Here is a 16,463-nt window from a genome sequence, read left to right on the forward strand (position 1 = left end):
TAACCATTCGTTTAACTCGTGGCGGAGCTAAAAAACGCCCATTCTATCAAATCGTTGTAGCAGATAGCCGTTCACCACGTGACGGTCGTTTTATCGAACGTATCGGCTTTTTCAACCCATTAGCAGCCGGTCAAGCTGAGCGTTTACGTATCGATTTAGATCGCGTTAACCACTGGGTAGGTCAAGGCGCATCTTTATCTGATCGCGTTTCTGCATTAGTAAAAGAAGCTAAAAAAGCGTAATTTCTAATCTAAACGATTTTATAGGTGAAAAACATGGAACAGCAACGCATTGAAGTAGTCGGTAAATTAGGCTCAACTTATGGGATTCGTGGTTGGTTGCGTGTTTATTCATCAACAGAATATGAAGAAAGCATTTTCGATTATCAGCCTTGGTTTTTGAAAATCAAGGGGCAATGGCAGCCAACTGAGATTGAAAGCTGGAAACATCATAATCATGAATTGATCGTGAAGTTGAAAAATGTCAACGAGCGTGAAACTGCACAAACTCTTGCTAATGTTGAAATTGGTGTGGATTTGTCAGTGTTCCCGGAATTGGACGAGGGCGATTTCTATTGGCACGATTTAATCGGTTGCCAAGTGGTGAATTTGCAAGGTTACCAAATGGGAACAGTGCGTGAAATGATGGAAACCGGTTCAAATGATGTCTTGGTCGTGCGCGCTAATGCAAAAGATGCTTTCGGTAAACAAGAGCGTTTAATTCCGTTCTTGTATGAACAAGTAGTTAAAAGAGTCGATCTCACCACAAAGACGATTGAAGTGGATTGGGACGCTGGTTTCTAATCTCAGGTATGCGGTTGCGCTTTAGTATTAGCATTTTGGAATGAAAAATATGAAGTTAGGGATCGTCACCCTGTTTCCTGAAATGTTTAAAGCAATCACCGAATTTGGGGTAACAGGACGAGCTGTAAAACAGCATCTCTTAGATGTGCGTTGTTATAATCCTCGCGATTATACGCATGATAAGCACAAAACTGTGGACGACCGCCCTTATGGTGGTGGTCCTGGTATGTTGATGATGGTGCAACCTTTGCGTGATGCCATTTTACATGCCAAAGCAGAACTAGGTGATGATGCGAAAGTGATTTATCTTTCGCCGCAAGGACGTAAACTCGAGCAATCAGGCGTAAAAGAGCTTTCACTAAATGAGAAAATGATTTTAGTGTGTGGACGTTACGAAGGGATTGATGAACGATTGATTCAAACTGAAATTGATGAAGAATGGTCAATCGGTGATTACGTTCTAACAGGAGGGGAATTACCTGCGATGACGTTAATTGATGCAGTCGCAAGATTTATCCCAGGGGTATTAGGCAAGCAAGCATCAGCAGAAGAAGATTCTTTCGCTGAAGGTTTATTAGACTGCCCACATTATACCCGCCCTGAAGTGTTAGACGGTTTGGCTGTGCCGCCAGTGCTGATGTCCGGTAACCATGAAGAAATTCGTAAATGGCGATTAAAGCAATCTCTTGAGCGAACGTGGTTAAGACGCCCTGAGCTACTGGAAGAACTAGCTCTGACTGACGAACAAAAGAAACTGTTAAAAGAAATTAAATCCGCTAACAGTTAATTCAGTTTAATCTAGTTAATTATTAAAGGTTTAAAAATGAGCAACATCATTAAACAACTTGAAGACGAACAATTAAAACAAAACGTACCTAGCTTCCGTCCAGGTGACACATTAGAAGTTAAAGTATGGGTAGTTGAAGGTTCTAAAAAACGTTTGCAAGCATTCGAAGGCGTGGTTATCGCAATTCGTAACCGCGGTTTGCACTCTGCATTCACTTTACGTAAAGTATCAAACGGTACTGGCGTTGAGCGTGTTTTCCAAACTCACTCACCAGCAATCGACAGCATTTCTGTGAAACGTAAAGGTGCAGTACGTAAAGCGAAACTTTACTACTTACGTGAGCGTTCAGGTAAATCTGCACGTATCAAAGAACGTCTTGGCGCATAATCTTCGGATTTGCGTGCGAAAGGCTCGGAGCAATCCGAGCCTTTTGTTTATTGATAAAACCTATACGAGTCGTATAAGGTTATTTAATCTGAGCCGCTCTGCGGCTCTTCTATTACAGCCTAGCAGGGCAGGGCTTAATAAACCTAGCACGGCTCGTGCTAGGTTGTTTATCAAGATGAATTTTGTTTCAATCAAATCTTTTGTATTTTCGCCGCACTTTTATTTTATGTTGTGATCCACTTCTAATTTTTCTTTTTTCAACTTTGGTAATATGCATCTAAATTCATTTCAAAAAGGAGTTTAGTATGAGTGGTATTGCTTTAATTATTAGCTTTGTGATTGCCATTATCATTATGATTTGGATGATTTCAAAACTCAAAGTCCATCCTTTCCTTGCTTTAATGACCATTTCTCTTGTACTCGCTTTAGTGGCGGGTATCGATCTCGCTAAAATTCCTGCGATGATTGGTGATGGTTTTAGTGGAACATTTAAAAGCATTGGTATCGTCATTATCTTTGGCGCCATTATTGGGACGGTGCTGGAAAAAACAGGGGCTGCGCTGAAATTAGCGGATATGGTGGTGAATTTTGTGGGTAAAAAACGCCCTGAACTCGCCATGTTGATCATGGGCTGGGTTGTAGGTATTCCAGTATTCTGTGATAGTGGTTTTGTGGTATTAAATCCTATTCGCGAAGCGTTACGCCGTAAAATTGCAGCCAATCCCGTGGGAATGGCTGTGGCATTAAGCGGTGGTTTATATGCTTCACACGTATTTATTCCCCCTACACCCGGCCCTATTGCCGCAGCAGGTGCAGTTGGTGTGGGCAATAATCTCTTGTTGGTCATTTTAATGGGCGCAGTCGTTTCTATTCCTGTATTAAGCGCGGTGTATATTTTCGCAAAATATATCGGAAAACGCGTGCAATTAGATGAATCTAGTGCGGATGCCGTTATTTCTCAAAGCTACGAAGAGTTGATTCAACATTACGGTAAATTGCCAAGTGGCTTCTTGAGCCTTGCGCCAATTTTGATGCCAATTATTTTTATGGCATTAGGTTCTATCGGGAAAATCATGGGATTAGGCGGCACAATTGGTACATTAATTCAGTTTTTAGGTAACCCAATTATTGCTTTGGCAATCGGTGTGATCTTTGCTGTTTTTCTTTTAGTCAGCACCAATAGAATAAGTGAATTTAATGATTTAACCAATGAAACCTTAAAAATTGTCGGTCCAATCTTATTTATTACCGCAGCAGGTGGCGTGTTAGGTAAAGTCATTACTGTGGCAGGTTTTGTAGAATTCATTAAACAAAATGCCCAAGTGATTAGTATGGCGGGTATTTTCTTCCCATTCTTAATTTCTGCCATTTTGAAAACAGCACAAGGTAGCTCCACAGTGGCTATCATTACCACTGCATCAATTATGGGGATGTACACGAGTGGTGATAGTTTAATGGCTGTGCTTGGTTTCACCACCGAAATAGCAGCGGCTCTTGTGGTCATGGCGATTGCGGCAGGTGCCATGTGTGTGTCTCATGCGAACGACAGTTACTTCTGGGTGGTGACTAACTTCGGTAAAATGACGCCACAACAAGGTTATCGCACTCAAACAGCCATGACATTTATCATGGGGGCTGTGGGAATGATGACGGTGTATGTGTTGTCGTTGATTTTATTGTAACCAGATAGGGGGGAGGCTCTTATTAGCATAAAGCGCGGTTAAAATTGACCGCGCTTTAATGTGATTATATTGAATTATTCTTCATTTAATTCGTTTAAGTCCAATTCTTCTTGTGAAAGAATGATCCCAGTTAGATCGGCATAAATATAATCTTCAGGGAAGAAAGTCACACCACCAAAATTCACAGGGACATCACTTTCCCCTTGAGTTGATTCATCGGCGCCAACAGGAATTGGTGCGAGAGCTTGGATACCAATATCAATATGCTCTAAGTCTGCGATTTGGCGTACTGCACCAAAAACCACGATACCTTCCCAATGATTATCTGCGGCAAGCTGTGCTAAATCTGCATCAATTAATGCGCGGCGTACGGCACCACCACCGTCCACCACTAAAACTCGACCCGCACCATCTTCGCTCAGGATTTCTTCAATTAATCCATTATTTTCAAAACATTTTACCGTAGTAACTTTGCCACAAAAGCTATTATTACCGCCAAAGCTGGAAAAGATCGGTTCAACCACATCAACTTGGTCGAGATAAATATCACAGAGTTCAGAAGTATCAATACGCATAGGAATATCCTTTTGAAATTATTTCTATTTCACCGAACTTCGTAGGGACAGGGTTTATCCCTGTCCAAGAGAATACATTCCATCAAAATTCAGCGATTTAAAATGCCTTATTATTTACCTAGTATATGCCTGTTACGGCAGAATTAGCAAGCCTAAACTAAATAGAACCGTGCTAATTAATGCTAACATTGACATTTTTCCTAGCATTGGGCGTAATGCTATTGGCTCTTTATTGATATATACAAAACGTGCGTGTTTTGCGAGTAATAGTGCAATCAGAGCAATGATAGCCAGCAGCAAAGGTTTGTGCTGTAAGGCAAAAATACCATAACAAATCACCGCACTTGCCAATAAAACACAATGATATTTGCGTCCATTTTCCGCACCAATGCGCACGATTAAGGTGTTTTTTCCGGCTTTTTTATCTTGTTCAATATCTCGTAGGTTATTGATATTTAAAACTGCGGTGGAAAGAAAACCACAGGCTGCCGCCGGTAGAAAAATATCGGCACTCAGGCTATGAGCTTGTAAATAATAGGTGCCACATACGGCTAATAAGCCGAAAAAGAGAAAAACAGAAATATCGCCTAAGCCTAAATAGCCATAAGGTTTTTTGCCTACGGTATAGGTAATTGCTGCCACAATGGCAAGAATGCCAAGCACAGCAAACGCGATTAAATCATTGATGCTTTCATACGCCAAGGCAATGAGTGAGGCACCGGAAATAAAGCTAGCAACAATGACGGCAATAAGCCCATTACGAAGTTGAGTGGCAGTAAGCTTACCTTGTTGAATACCGCGCAAAGGCCCGATACGTTCTGAGGTGTCTGAACCTTTTTGATGATCACCGTAATCATTAGCAAAGTTAGAGACGATTTGTAGCAAGGTGGCGGTGAGTAAGCAAAGTAAGGTTATACCTAAATGAAATTGATCACGCCATTGAGCAAGAGCTGAACCCGTAAGAATAATTGCCACAGCAAGGGGTAAGGTTTTTGGTCGAGCTGTTTCGAACCAGGTTTTTAATGTTGGATTTGCCATAAATTTCTTCAAAAATTGACCGCACTTGTCTGCGGTTTCAGGTATGATAAGGTCACGAATTTTAACATAGAACGAAAACAATGTCTGATCTGACTTTAACGCCTGTGGCAATTATTCATACTCCGTACAAGGAAAAATTCTCTGTGCCGCGTCAAGCGAATTTAGTGCAAGATGGTACCGGTATAGTGGAATTATTGCCACCATACAATACCCCTGAAGCAGTGCGCGGTTTGGAACAATTTTCCCATATTTGGCTGATTTTCCAGTTTGATAAAATCCTCACCGGGAAATGGCAACCAACGGTGCGTCCACCACGTTTAGGGGGCAATCAGCGTATTGGTGTTTTTGCCTCGCGCGCAACTCATCGCCCCAATCCTTTGGGATTATCCAAAGTCGCACTAAAACAAATTGAATGTCGTGATGGCAAGGTGTTACTGCATTTAGGCTCCGTAGATTTAGTGGATGGCACGCCGATTTTTGATATTAAGCCTTATGTTGCTTATGCCGATAGTGAACCCCATGCACAATCAGGTTTTGCACAAGAAAAACCACAGACCCATTTGAACGTGATTTTTTCTGAGGCGGCGCAAAGTGCGGTGCAAAAACAGGTAAAATTGCGACCGCACTTTCAGCGGTTTATCACGGAAGTCTTACAACAGGATCCTCGCCCGGCGTATCAGCAAGGGCAATATAATGAGAGGATTTATGGTGTGAATTTGTACGAATTTAATGTGCGTTTTCAATTTGTCGATGAAAACACGGTTTGCGTGATCGATATTGAACGAGTTTAAGTGCCAATTTTGCTAAAACTATGCTAAAATCCACCGCACTTTGAAACCAGATAAATAGAATATGGCAAACGATTACCATAACATTGCATTATCACTTGCAGGCGTATGTCAAGCTGCTCATTTAGTGCAGCAATTCGCCCATAGCGGTCAAGCAGACAAAAACGCTTTTGACACATCAATGAATAGTTTATTAAAAACATCGCCAACTAGCGTGTTAGATGTTTATGGTAATGATACGGCAAATTTAAAGTTAGGGTTAAAAAGCTTATTAGAACAGCTAAATGGCGAAAATGTTGAGTTAGCTCGTTATTGGTTAGGCTTATTAGCTTTATCAGGTAAATTAGCGAAAAATGCTGATGCCAAAGCAGAATTAGCGCGTCGTATTCAATATTTACCCACACAGTTAGAATTTCATCAGTTATTTGATGATGAAATGCTCAATATTATTGCCACCATTTACACTGACATTATTAGCCCTTTAGGTAAGCGGCTTTTAGTGCAAGGTAAGCCCTTATATTTGAGCCAAGAGAAAATTCAAAATCGTATTCGCGCGTGTTTACTTGCCGGCATTCGTTCTGCTCTGTTATGGCAACAAGTGGGCGGTTCAAAATGGCAAATTCTTTTTTCTCGCCGTAAGATTTTTAATGCGGCACAAGCTATCTACAATTCACTTTAATCGGAGTAAATTCCTATGCAACTCAATGCGTTAACAGCAATTTCCCCAATCGATGGACGTTATCAAGATAAAGCCACCGCACTTCGTGGTATTTTTAGCGAATTCGGTTTATTAAAATTCCGTGTGACAGTGGAAGTGCGTTGGTTACAAAAATTAGCCGCTACGGCAGAAATCCAAGAAGTACCTGCATTATCGGCACAAGCTAACGATTACTTAAATCAAATTGTGGCAAATTTCAGCATTGAAGATGCTCAACGTATTAAAGAAATTGAACGCACCACAAACCACGATGTAAAAGCCGTGGAATACTTTTTAAAAGAAAAATCCACCGCACTTCCGGAGTTAGAAGCCGTATCAGAATTCATCCACTTTGCTTGCACATCGGAAGATATTAACAACCTTTCCCATGCCTTAATGTTAAAAACTGCACGTGAAGAAGTGCTTACACCGGAATGGCAAAGTTTGATTGATGAAATTACTCGCCTTGCTAATGAATATAAAGACATTCCATTGTTATCGCGTACCCACGGTCAGCCTGCGTCGCCTTCTACAGTGGGGAAAGAAATGGCAAATGTGGTTTATCGCTTACGCCGTCAATTCAAGCAACTACAAAATATTGAGGTATTGGGTAAAATCAATGGCGCAGTAGGGAACTATAACGCCCATTTAAGTGCTTATCCAAACATTGATTGGCATAAATTTAGCGAAGAATTTGTGACATCATTAGGCATTACTTGGAACCCGTACACTACCCAAATTGAACCGCACGATTATATTGCGGAGTTTTTCGATTGTGTGGTACGTTTCAACACTATTATCATCGATTTCGACCGTGACTTATGGGGTTACATTGCATTGAACCACTTTAAACAACGTACTATCGCGGGTGAAATCGGTTCATCGACCATGCCGCATAAAGTGAACCCAATCGACTTTGAAAACTCCGAGGGTAACTTAGGCGTGGCTAACGCAGTAATGACACACTTAGGTCAAAAATTACCGATTTCGCGTTGGCAACGTGACTTAACGGACTCAACGGTATTGCGTAACTTAGGTGTCGGTTTAGGTTATTGTTTAATTGCTTATGCGGCAACGCGCAAAGGGATCAGCAAGTTAGAAGTCAACGAACAGCACTTACGCGATGAATTAAACCAAAACTGGGAAGTGTTGGCTGAACCAATCCAAACCGTTATGCGCCGTTATGGTATTGAAAAACCATACGAAAAACTCAAAGAGTTAACGCGCGGTAAACGTGTGGACGAACAAGCGATGCGTGAATTTGTGGAAAAACTGGATATTCCGGCAGAAGAAAAAGCGCGTCTTCAACAATTAACCCCGGCAACCTATATTGGTGATGCGGTGAAATTAGTGGAAAAACTGTAGAACAAAAAAGGGGCATACCGGTGTATGTCCCTTATTTACATTAAGTCTTCTAATTGTGAAATCACTGCTTTAGGATCTAATTCTAAGGCGTGGCAGTACTCAATAAATTCAACTATATCTAAACGGCGGTCGCCGGTTTCAATTTTTCCAATCACAGAGTAAACCACTCCCATTCTCTCCGCCAATGCGCGTTGAGATAAGCCTAAATGTTGTCGTTGCGTAATAAATAAATGACGTAACGCCTGCTGTTCTGCAGAATGAATGGATGCTCTTAATGTTTTCATTGCACCCATTTTAGGTTCAATATATAATTGCACCTGTTTTAGGTGCAAAAATACTAAAACATTCTTAACTAATATTATAAGGAAGATAATATGACAACAGACGTTCAAAAAAATACAGGTGCAGGCGTAATGGCTGGTATTATTGCTTGCGTGTTAGCCATAGTCGGTATTTTATTCTTTGGTACTATCTTTGTTCCATTGGCCGCGATTGTCGCTATTTTCGGCACTGTTATTGCGGTAAAAAATAAAAATATCAAAGGAATTGGCGTGAATATTCTTGCTTGGGTGTTAACCCTTATCGGCTTGTTTACATCGCCTTTATTACTTGCCGCATTAGGATTTGGGGCTGCGGCTTCGGGTTTATAATAAATTCCCCAAAAGAAAGCCCCATGATTTGCATGGGGCTTGTTGTATCAACCAAATTAACCATTTCCCTGTTCTGCTTTGGGTTTACGACGTTTACCGATGTTTTTTGTGTCTTTGTGGCGCAATTTGATTTTTTTCTTTTGTTCTGCTTTTTTCTTTTCCGCTAATTTCTCTTTTTTACGCGCTTTAGCTTTTTTCGACACCGTTTTGATTTCGCCATCTTTGGGTGGACTGGTGCGCGGTTCTAGCCCTTCAATAATACGGGGTTTGAGTGCTTCTTCAGTATAGCGTTTGATCTTGCCAAGTAAACGATAATCGTGACCTTCGACAAACGAAACAGCTGTCCCTTTTTTACCTGCACGCGCGGTGCGTCCGATGCGATGTAAATAAGTGTCTGCACTGTAAGGTAAATCGAAATTCATGACATGGCTAACATCATCAATATCGATACCGCGAGCAGCCACATCTGTTGCAACTAAAATAGTGACGACACCATTTTTTAATTTATCAATGGCGTTATTTCGTTGGGTTTGCGCCATTTCACCCTCGAGATAGGTTGAGCGAATACCGCGTTTACGCAAGGTTTCTGAAATTTCTCGCACATCTTCGCGGCGGCGAACAAATAAAATCCCTTTGCTTACGTTCTCTTGTGTCACAAAACGCGCGACCAGTTTAATTTTATGTTCAACGCTGTCTGCATGATAATACCATTGATTAATTTTTTTGCGTTCGCGGCGACTTGGTTCTGCATCCACTTTTACCGGTTCATTTAAAATACGTTCAGCAAAATCCGTTAACAATTCCCCCTCAAGCGTGGCGGAAAATAAGAGCGTTTGTTTGCGCCAACGTGTTTCTGCTGAGATTTTTTCGGCATCTTGCCCAAATCCCATTTGTAACATTCTGTCTGCTTCATCAAAAATCAGCATTTCTACTGCACGGCAGTCAAAGTTTTCTTCTTTGATATATTGCAATAAGCGTCCCGGGGTGGCGACCACAATATCTTGATTTTTATTGAATACTTCGCCGTGATTTTGATAGGCAACGCCGCCTGTAATGGTGGCAATGCTGAGTTTGGTAAATTGCGCCAATTCTTCTGCTTGCTCAGCGACTTGCATAGCCAGTTCGCGAGTAGGGGTTAAGATTAAAATGCGCGGCGCACCAGGCTTGCGGCGAGGGTAATCTAACAAATGCTGAATCGCCGGAATGAGAAATGCGGCAGTTTTTCCTGTTCCTGTTGGCGCAGAGCCTAATACATCCTGTTCTTCCATTGCGGCAGGAATGGCTTCTAATTGAATTGCTGTTGGGCGGTTATAACCTTTTTTCGCCAAGGCTTTTAGTAATTCGGGCGATAAATCAAAATCGTCGAAAGTAGGTTGTGACATAAAGTTCTCGATATTAATAGACTGTGTAAAATTAGGCGAAATTATACCGCACTTTCCGCCTGTCGTGGGCGAAAAAGTGCGGTTGATTTTGGGAAGGTTTTGTGCACGTTTTTCGATGTTATGTAGCCGTTGCCCAAGACGGTCGTTGAGCTTGTCGAAACGTAAGTCTTGGGCAGTCACTGAAATGTCTTATGGTTCGACAAGCTCACCAACCGCCATTTCAGTTTTGTGCAAGTACTACATAATACCGTCTGTCTAAATCACGCCATTGTCCACAGCAAAATAGCCAGCAACTGTGGTGAAATGATCCGCAAGAACATCACTAAAGGATAAACGGTGGCATAGGAAAGTGCGGATGCACCGCTTTCTTCTTTAATGGAATTGGCAAAGGCAAGCGCAGGGGGATCCGTCATGGAGCCAGCGAGTAAACCGCAGATGCTGAGGTAATTCATATTGGCATATAAACGCGCCAATATACCCACGGTCATTAAGGGAATAAAGGTAATTAATGCGCCATAACCCATCCATTCTATACCGCTGCCGTTGACTAAGGTATCCACAAAGTTACCACCTGATTTTAAGCCCACAACGGACAAAAACAGCACAATGCCGATTTCACGTAAGGCAAGGTTGGCGCTAGGTGGCATAAACCAATAGAGTTTCCCGATAGAGCCAATCCGCGCCAAAATTAAGGCAACCACTAAAGGCCCGCCCGCTAAACCTAATTTTAATGCCACAGGGAAACCGGGAACATGAATGGGCAAGGAGCCGAGCAAAACACCCAAACCAATACCGATAAACACAGGTAGCATTTGTACTTGTTGTAATTTAGATTGTGCATTGCCAAGAACGGCAATGGCACTGTCCATCATATCGGCGTTACCCACGATATGAAGCACGTCACCAAATTGTAAGGTGGAATTTGCCGTTGGTACGAGTTCAACCCCAGCACGGTTTAGGCGTGAAATCATAATGCCGTATTTTTGGTGAATGGCTAATGTGCGGATTTTTTTGCCTAATACATTTTCATTGGTGACGACCACGCGTTCAGAGCGAATTGTCCCTGTGTGGAATTGGCTTTTTTCCACTTCAATTTCTGTGCCGACAATCAATTGCATTTTGCGCAAACTTTTGGGATCACCCACTAAATGTAATAAGTCATTGAGATGAATTTCCGTATCCGCTTGCGGTACACAGATTTCTTCACCGCGTTTTAAGCGTGTACAAACCACGTCTTTTGCACCGTCAAAACCTAAAATTTCTTTAAGTGCCAATCCATCTAAATTAGGATTGTTGACCTTAATGTTCATTTTTTTTAGGCTTTCTTTGTCTTTCCCGGTTTCTCGATCAAATTGTATGGCTTCTTCATCAATTTTGACACGGAAGAACAAACGTACAAGCCACATTGATAATAAAATACCGCAGATCCCGAAAGGATAGGCGATAGCATAAGACATCCCCATGGTTTCAGTGATGTTAGTCATCCCTAATTCTGCGAGAATTTGTTGACCGGCACCAAGGGATGGCGTGTTGGTGACCGCCCCTGAATAAATGCCTAAAATAACATCTAATGGCACATCGGCAAATTTATGTAGCAAGGCGACAATCACCGAGCCAAGTAAGACCACTAAAACCGCAAAGCCATTAAATTTTAAGCCTGATTTCCGCAAAGATGAGAAGAAACCGGGCCCCACTTGAATACCGATGGTATAAACGAAGAGAATTAAACCGAATTCTTGAATAAAGTGAAGGGTGTGTGTGTCTAATTTTAAACCATATTGATTGGTAAAATGAGAGACTAAAATTCCACCAAATAACACACCGCCAATACCAAGACCTACGCCTTTAATTTTCCAATGGCCAATCCACAACCCGACAACAGCCACGAGTGCGAGTAAGCTCATTGTTATTGCCACATCTGACATAACTACCTACCTTGGGTGATAAAAATTCATTCCAACATTATAGCTATCTCGCTAAAACAGCCAATAACTAAGATCAAAAAGTGTAATCTTCGTCACATTTTTCTTGCACTTGATTAGGTTTTGCTGAAAAATAATCGCTTATTTTTTAACGGATTTGCAAATTTTATGAATTATTCTCAAGAATTATTAACGTCCCTATTTTGGATTGTAAAAGCGATGAGCATTACCGCGCTATTTTTCTCTTTTACGGTATGGGCGTTGGTTAAAACCACCCGTTGGGGGCATCAATTTTGGTTATTAGCGCGCGGCTATCTTTCCCCTAAACGCAGTCTAAAACCACTGACATTCTTTGTAGTCATCGTCTTTTTTAATTTGGTCTCCGTGCGTTTGGATATTTTGTTTTCCGAATGGTACAAAGCCATGTACGATGCCTTGCAGAAAATGGATGCCAATGTATTTTGGATTCAAATGGCGGTATTTTCTGTCTTGGCGGCGGTACATATTGGTAACATTTTGCTCACCTATTATTTAACTCAATATTTTACTATCCAATGGCGGACTTGGTTAAATGAACAAATGGTAGAAAAATGGACGCAAAATCAAGCCTATTACAAGTCACAATATGTTTATAATCAATTAGATAACCCCGATCAACGTATTCAACAAGATGTGCAATCTTTTGTGTCATCTTCATTAAGTTTCGCCACAGGTGTGATTTCATCCGCCGTATCCATTGTGGCATTTACACAAATTCTTTGGAATTTATCAGGGCCCATGACTATTTCAGGGGTGACGATTCCGCATGCTATGGTCTATTTAGTGTTTATTTACGTACTTGTTACCAGTGTCATCGCTTTTAAAATCGGTCGCCCATTAATTCATTTAAATTTTGCCAACGAACGTTTAAACGCGAACTATCGTTATTCCTTGATCCGAGTGAAAGAATATGCGGAAAGCATCGCTTTTTTCCGTGGTGAAAAAATGGAAAAATCGGTGTTATTTAAACAATTTAAGCAGGTGATCGATAATGTGTGGAAAATGGTGTATATGACCTTAAAACTCTCTGGTTTTAACGTCATGATGACCCAAATTTCTGTTATTTTTCCTTTTATTATTCAAGCCGGTCGTTATTTCAGTAACCAAATTCAACTGGGAGATTTGATTCAAACCGCACAATCTTTCGGGCGCGTTCAATCAGCACTTTCCTACTTCCGTAACGCTTACGATGATTTTACAGGCTATCGTGCTGTGCTTGATCGTTTAACAGGTTTCCATACGGCAATTACACAGGCAACAGGCACGTCCAACGTGGTGATTAAAAACAGTGAAAGTGCGGTGATTTTTGATGAACTTTTTGTGAAAAAGCCAACGGGAGAGGTGTTAATCAAAAATTTAAGTTTAACGCTACCGCAAGGCGCAACCGTGTTGATTAAAGGCCCATCAGGGGCAGGAAAAACAACCTTATTACGTACCCTTGCCGGTTTGTGGTCTTTCTCTGAAGGCTCGGTATCTTACCCATTACATCAGGCATTATTTTTATCGCAAAAACCGTATTTACCACAAGGTCGCTTAATTGACGCCCTTTATTATCCAACTGTTGCGCCCGAAAATGTCGATTTAAATCAAGCCGCTGAAATTATGCAACAAGTTCAACTTGGACATTTAGCGGATAAATTAGAACAAGAAAATGATTGGACGCGCGTGTTATCCCTAGGCGAACAACAACGTTTATCCTTTGCACGCCTGTTAATGCACAAGCCAGCGGTTGCCTTTTTAGACGAAGCCACGGCAAGTATGGACGAAGGTTTGGAAGATGCAATGTATCGCTTGTTACGAGAAAAACTACCAAACACGACTATTATTAGTGTAGGACATCGTTCAACATTACAAAGACACCATCAACAACAACTTGTGATTAATCCAGAGAAACAAAGTTGGGACTTGTTAACATCTTGATAAATTGGATGAAGTGATTCTTGATGTTTGGGTGAATGTACTAATTTAGAATTCAGTTATCTCAATATGGTAAAGCCGTCTAAACAAGCGTTCAGACGGCTTTTTTCTCTATGTGCGTAAAGGCGGGTGCAAATTTTGCACTGTTTGCATCACATTATCGGATCGTGTAATTGCGGATATAACCGCAACTCCATCTGCGCCCGCAGTCCAAATATTGGCAACATTATCAACCGAAATACCGCCAATAGCGACTAAAGGTTTATTGGGAGCAAGTTGTTTAGCTTGGCGAATCAAATCAATCCCCACATTTTGCATCGCATCGGGTTTAGATGCCGTGTTAAAAATCGCCCCTACTGCCCAATAATCAATATCAGGTAGCTTTAAACTATTTTGCAATTCATAGAGCGTACTATTAGAAATACCTAAAAATAACTTACCTTGGATTAATTTAATGGCTTCTAGTGCTGCCATATCTTTTTGCCCAATATGGACACCATCAGCTCCCAATTTTACTGCCATTTCTACATCATTGTTAAGAACAAATGGTACGCCATATTGCCGACATAACGCTTGGCAATCACGCGCCAACTGCCATTGTGCTTGTTTGTCTTGCAACGCCAATTCACCTTTTTCACGAAATTGGTAACAGGTTATGCCTGCTTGCAAAGCCGTTTCCAATGCAGACAATAATTTTTGTTCAGGCGTTCCCGTTGATAAATGCAAACAATCTTGCGTACCTGCCACGAAATAAACAGATAATAATTCTCGTTGAAACATTTGATTTCCTTAATTAGCCGACATTGCCCAATGATTAACCGCGCCACAACCATTGCCTACGCCAATGGGTTGCGAGATGGCAGCACTGATAGCTTGCTTGGCAATGCGAATGGCTGACAATGTGTCTATACCTTTTGCTAATTCTGCTGCAATACAGGCTGAAAATGTGCAACCGGTGCCATGAGTATGAGGTGTGGCAAATCTAGGTGTATCCAATATGTGCATTTCATTGCCTGAAAAGACCCAATCTCGGCACACCGCGCTGTTGGAATTCTCTAAATGCCCGCCTTTAATGACGACTGTTTTCACGCCCATTTCATGCAATAATTGTGCGGCGTATTGAGCATCAGTATCATTGTTTACTTGAACCCCTGTTAATGCAGTCACTTCGGGCAAATTGGGGGTGATGATATCCGCTAAAGGCAGCAATTCGCGTTTTAAGGCGGTGATAGCATGATTCTGCAACAATAATTCTCCGCCTTTAGCGATCATTACAGGGTCTAAGACGAATGTTCCTAAATGATGTTTTTTGATCGAATGTGCCACACATTCAATCACATCTGCAGTACCCAGCATCCCAATTTTATATGCCGAAATAGTAAAGTCAGTTGCTACTGCTTCAATTTGTGCTGCAATATTATCTAATGGAATCATATGAATATGATGTACACCTAATGTATTTTGAGCTGTTACCGCTGTTACCACACTGGTGCCAAATACACCACGCATTTGAAAGGTTTTTAAATCTGCTTGAATACCTGCGCCACCGCCACTATCCGAGCCTGCAATAGTTAAAACTTGGGGTATAGTCATGGTTTTTCTCCTAGATAATCCATTCTGCTTTCATTAACTGTTCGGTTTGAGTGGCATCAATTGTAGCTAATGCATCCAATAACCGTACTGCAAATGTACCTGATTGTGTGGCTTGTAATCCGATAGCTGCTAATTCTCCTGCTACAGCATATACTGTGCATGCTTCATAAGCTGCTTGAAAAGCAAATTCACGTGGAGCAACCGCCAAAAATGCACCTACAATTGCACTTAATAAACAGCCAGTGGCCGTGACTTTAGGGAATAATGCCACACCATTAGATAGTTTTATTATCTGTTTATCGTTGGCAACAAAATCATGCTCTCCACTTAAAACCGCTATTGTGTTAAATTTTTGTGCGACTTTCTGAGCGATTTCAGCTAAATTGCCTGAACCTTGCCCTACATCTACACCTTTGGAAGTCCATTGCACATCCGCTAAATATGCCAATTCCCCTGCATTACCACGAATAGCACTAAACTGAATATTTTGAGTTAATGTGGCTACTGTTTTTTGACGCAAATGGCTTGCACCAACAGCCACAGGGTCAAGCACTACCGGTACGCCAGCTTGATTTGCCGCGATGCCTGCTGCTAACATCGCAGAGACTTTCTCATCAGATGGTGTGCCTAAATTCAGGACAACTGCGCCACTAATGGCAGCTAATTCTGCCATTTCATCAGGACTTTCTGCCATCATGGGGGAGGCACCCAATGCTAATAACCCATTAGCAGTAAAATGGGCTGAAACCAAATTGGTAATATTGTGAATTAACGGATTATGTTCACGAACAACATCTAAAAAAATGATTTTGGGATTCATTAAAAATATTCTCCTACG

General features: G+C 41.4%; 18 protein-coding genes. 10 read left to right on the plus strand and 8 right to left on the minus strand.

The features are described from left to right. The 5 genes from rpsP to Q0O89_RS03610 all read left to right on the plus strand — a co-directional run. The coding region (gene rpsP, locus Q0O89_RS03590; RefSeq protein WP_293730351.1) for a 30S ribosomal protein S16 at positions 1–242 on the plus strand (242 nt) is incomplete at its 5' end. A gap of 33 nt (positions 243–275) precedes the next feature. Then, entirely contained in the window at positions 276–803 is a 528-nt protein-coding gene (rimM, locus tag Q0O89_RS03595; protein WP_273316519.1) for a ribosome maturation factor RimM, read from the plus strand. 49 nt (positions 804–852) lie between these two features. Then, a complete protein-coding gene (gene trmD, locus Q0O89_RS03600; RefSeq protein WP_273316525.1) occupies positions 853–1,590 on the plus strand; it encodes a tRNA (guanosine(37)-N1)-methyltransferase TrmD in 738 nt (245 codons plus the stop codon). A 36-nt stretch (positions 1,591–1,626) separates the two neighbouring features. Continuing rightward, complete coding sequence (gene rplS, locus Q0O89_RS03605) at positions 1,627–1,977, plus strand: 50S ribosomal protein L19 (RefSeq protein WP_115637077.1); 351 nt, start codon at positions 1,627–1,629, stop codon at positions 1,975–1,977. A 305-nt stretch (positions 1,978–2,282) separates the two neighbouring features. Further along, complete coding sequence (locus Q0O89_RS03610) at positions 2,283–3,659, plus strand: GntP family permease (protein WP_293730352.1); 1,377 nt, start codon at positions 2,283–2,285, stop codon at positions 3,657–3,659. A gap of 74 nt (positions 3,660–3,733) precedes the next feature. Here Q0O89_RS03610 and rraA read toward each other — a convergent pair whose 3' ends face one another. Together rraA and Q0O89_RS03620 are read right to left on the minus strand one after the other, a co-directional pair. After that, a complete protein-coding gene (gene rraA, locus Q0O89_RS03615; RefSeq protein WP_293730353.1) occupies positions 3,734–4,234 on the minus strand; it encodes a ribonuclease E activity regulator RraA in 501 nt (166 codons plus the stop codon). A gap of 132 nt (positions 4,235–4,366) precedes the next feature. After that, on the minus strand, positions 4,367–5,272 hold the full coding sequence (locus Q0O89_RS03620) for a 1,4-dihydroxy-2-naphthoate polyprenyltransferase (protein ID WP_273318261.1): 906 nt from the start codon (positions 5,270–5,272) through the stop codon (positions 4,367–4,369). 80 nt (positions 5,273–5,352) lie between these two features. Between Q0O89_RS03620 and tsaA the strand changes: the two genes are divergently transcribed. The 3 genes from tsaA to purB all read left to right on the plus strand — a co-directional run bounded on the left by tsaA (position 5,353) and on the right by purB (position 8,122). Continuing rightward, positions 5,353–6,063, plus strand: a complete 711-nt coding sequence (gene tsaA / locus Q0O89_RS03625) for a tRNA (N6-threonylcarbamoyladenosine(37)-N6)-methyltransferase TrmO (protein WP_293730354.1) — start codon at positions 5,353–5,355, stop codon at positions 6,061–6,063. A gap of 61 nt (positions 6,064–6,124) precedes the next feature. Next, a complete protein-coding gene (gene hflD / locus Q0O89_RS03630) occupies positions 6,125–6,739 on the plus strand; it encodes a high frequency lysogenization protein HflD (protein WP_135709074.1) in 615 nt (204 codons plus the stop codon). Positions 6,740–6,754: 15 nt separating this feature from the next. After that, positions 6,755–8,122 (plus strand): adenylosuccinate lyase, encoded by a 1,368-nt coding sequence (gene purB / locus Q0O89_RS03635; RefSeq protein WP_273402538.1) that lies wholly within the window; start codon positions 6,755–6,757, stop codon positions 8,120–8,122. Positions 8,123–8,157: 35 nt separating this feature from the next. On the opposite strand, the gene Q0O89_RS03640 is transcribed toward purB, so the two are convergent. After that, positions 8,158–8,406 carry a helix-turn-helix transcriptional regulator gene (locus tag Q0O89_RS03640; RefSeq protein ID WP_293730355.1) on the minus strand — a complete coding sequence of 83 codons (249 nt, stop codon included), beginning with the start codon at positions 8,404–8,406 and terminating at the stop codon, positions 8,158–8,160. Positions 8,407–8,496: 90 nt separating this feature from the next. On the opposite strand from Q0O89_RS03640, the gene Q0O89_RS03645 reads away from it, so the two are divergent. After that, positions 8,497–8,772 carry a hypothetical protein gene (locus tag Q0O89_RS03645; RefSeq protein WP_293730356.1) on the plus strand — a complete coding sequence of 92 codons (276 nt, stop codon included), beginning with the start codon at positions 8,497–8,499 and terminating at the stop codon, positions 8,770–8,772. Positions 8,773–8,828: 56 nt separating this feature from the next. Here Q0O89_RS03645 and srmB read toward each other — a convergent pair whose 3' ends face one another. Together srmB and Q0O89_RS03655 are read right to left on the minus strand one after the other, a co-directional pair. Next, positions 8,829–10,154 (minus strand): ATP-dependent RNA helicase SrmB, encoded by a 1,326-nt coding sequence (gene srmB / locus Q0O89_RS03650; RefSeq protein ID WP_293730393.1) that lies wholly within the window; start codon positions 10,152–10,154, stop codon positions 8,829–8,831. Positions 10,155–10,414: 260 nt separating this feature from the next. Beyond that, complete coding sequence (locus Q0O89_RS03655; protein WP_293730357.1) at positions 10,415–12,079, minus strand: putative transporter; 1,665 nt, start codon at positions 12,077–12,079, stop codon at positions 10,415–10,417. Positions 12,080–12,244: 165 nt separating this feature from the next. Between Q0O89_RS03655 and Q0O89_RS03660 the strand changes: the two genes are divergently transcribed. Further along, a complete protein-coding gene (locus Q0O89_RS03660; protein ID WP_293730358.1) occupies positions 12,245–14,035 on the plus strand; it encodes an ABC transporter ATP-binding protein/permease in 1,791 nt (596 codons plus the stop codon). Between the two features lie 108 nt (positions 14,036–14,143). On the opposite strand, the gene thiE is transcribed toward Q0O89_RS03660, so the two are convergent. Genes thiE through thiM form a run of 3 tightly spaced genes read right to left on the minus strand, consistent with a single transcriptional unit; the run spans position 14,144 to position 16,445 of the window. Next, positions 14,144–14,812: a thiamine phosphate synthase gene (thiE, locus tag Q0O89_RS03665; RefSeq protein ID WP_293730359.1), complete on the minus strand. Its 669-nt coding sequence runs from the start codon at positions 14,810–14,812 to the stop codon at positions 14,144–14,146. Between the two features lie 9 nt (positions 14,813–14,821). Continuing rightward, on the minus strand, positions 14,822–15,625 hold the full coding sequence (gene thiD / locus Q0O89_RS03670) for a bifunctional hydroxymethylpyrimidine kinase/phosphomethylpyrimidine kinase (protein ID WP_293730360.1): 804 nt from the start codon (positions 15,623–15,625) through the stop codon (positions 14,822–14,824). 10 nt (positions 15,626–15,635) lie between these two features. Next, on the minus strand, positions 15,636–16,445 hold the full coding sequence (thiM, locus tag Q0O89_RS03675) for a hydroxyethylthiazole kinase (RefSeq protein ID WP_293730361.1): 810 nt from the start codon (positions 16,443–16,445) through the stop codon (positions 15,636–15,638). Positions 16,446–16,463 lie beyond the last annotated feature (18 nt).

It is taken from the genome of uncultured Actinobacillus sp., from assembly GCF_945915845.1.
Lineage (GTDB): Bacteria > Pseudomonadota > Gammaproteobacteria > Enterobacterales > Pasteurellaceae > Exercitatus.

Coding starts and splice junctions, on each gene's coding strand:
- rimM (WP_273316519.1), top strand. CDS start 276: ATGGAACAGCAACGCATTGAAGTAGTCGGTAAATTAGGCTCAACTTAT.
- trmD (WP_273316525.1), top strand. CDS start 853: ATGAAGTTAGGGATCGTCACCCTGTTTCCTGAAATGTTTAAAGCAATC.
- rplS (WP_115637077.1), top strand. CDS start 1,627: ATGAGCAACATCATTAAACAACTTGAAGACGAACAATTAAAACAAAAC.
- Q0O89_RS03610 (WP_293730352.1), top strand. CDS start 2,283: ATGAGTGGTATTGCTTTAATTATTAGCTTTGTGATTGCCATTATCATT.
- rraA (WP_293730353.1), bottom strand. CDS start 4,234: ATGCGTATTGATACTTCTGAACTCTGTGATATTTATCTCGACCAAGTT.
- Q0O89_RS03620 (WP_273318261.1), bottom strand. CDS start 5,272: ATGGCAAATCCAACATTAAAAACCTGGTTCGAAACAGCTCGACCAAAA.
- tsaA (WP_293730354.1), top strand. CDS start 5,353: ATGTCTGATCTGACTTTAACGCCTGTGGCAATTATTCATACTCCGTAC.
- hflD (WP_135709074.1), top strand. CDS start 6,125: ATGGCAAACGATTACCATAACATTGCATTATCACTTGCAGGCGTATGT.
- purB (WP_273402538.1), top strand. CDS start 6,755: ATGCAACTCAATGCGTTAACAGCAATTTCCCCAATCGATGGACGTTAT.
- Q0O89_RS03640 (WP_293730355.1), bottom strand. CDS start 8,406: ATGAAAACATTAAGAGCATCCATTCATTCTGCAGAACAGCAGGCGTTA.
- Q0O89_RS03645 (WP_293730356.1), top strand. CDS start 8,497: ATGACAACAGACGTTCAAAAAAATACAGGTGCAGGCGTAATGGCTGGT.
- srmB (WP_293730393.1), bottom strand. CDS start 10,154: ATGTCACAACCTACTTTCGACGATTTTGATTTATCGCCCGAATTACTA.
- Q0O89_RS03655 (WP_293730357.1), bottom strand. CDS start 12,079: ATGTCAGATGTGGCAATAACAATGAGCTTACTCGCACTCGTGGCTGTT.
- Q0O89_RS03660 (WP_293730358.1), top strand. CDS start 12,245: ATGAATTATTCTCAAGAATTATTAACGTCCCTATTTTGGATTGTAAAA.
- thiE (WP_293730359.1), bottom strand. CDS start 14,812: ATGTTTCAACGAGAATTATTATCTGTTTATTTCGTGGCAGGTACGCAA.
- thiD (WP_293730360.1), bottom strand. CDS start 15,625: ATGACTATACCCCAAGTTTTAACTATTGCAGGCTCGGATAGTGGCGGT.
- thiM (WP_293730361.1), bottom strand. CDS start 16,445: ATGAATCCCAAAATCATTTTTTTAGATGTTGTTCGTGAACATAATCCG.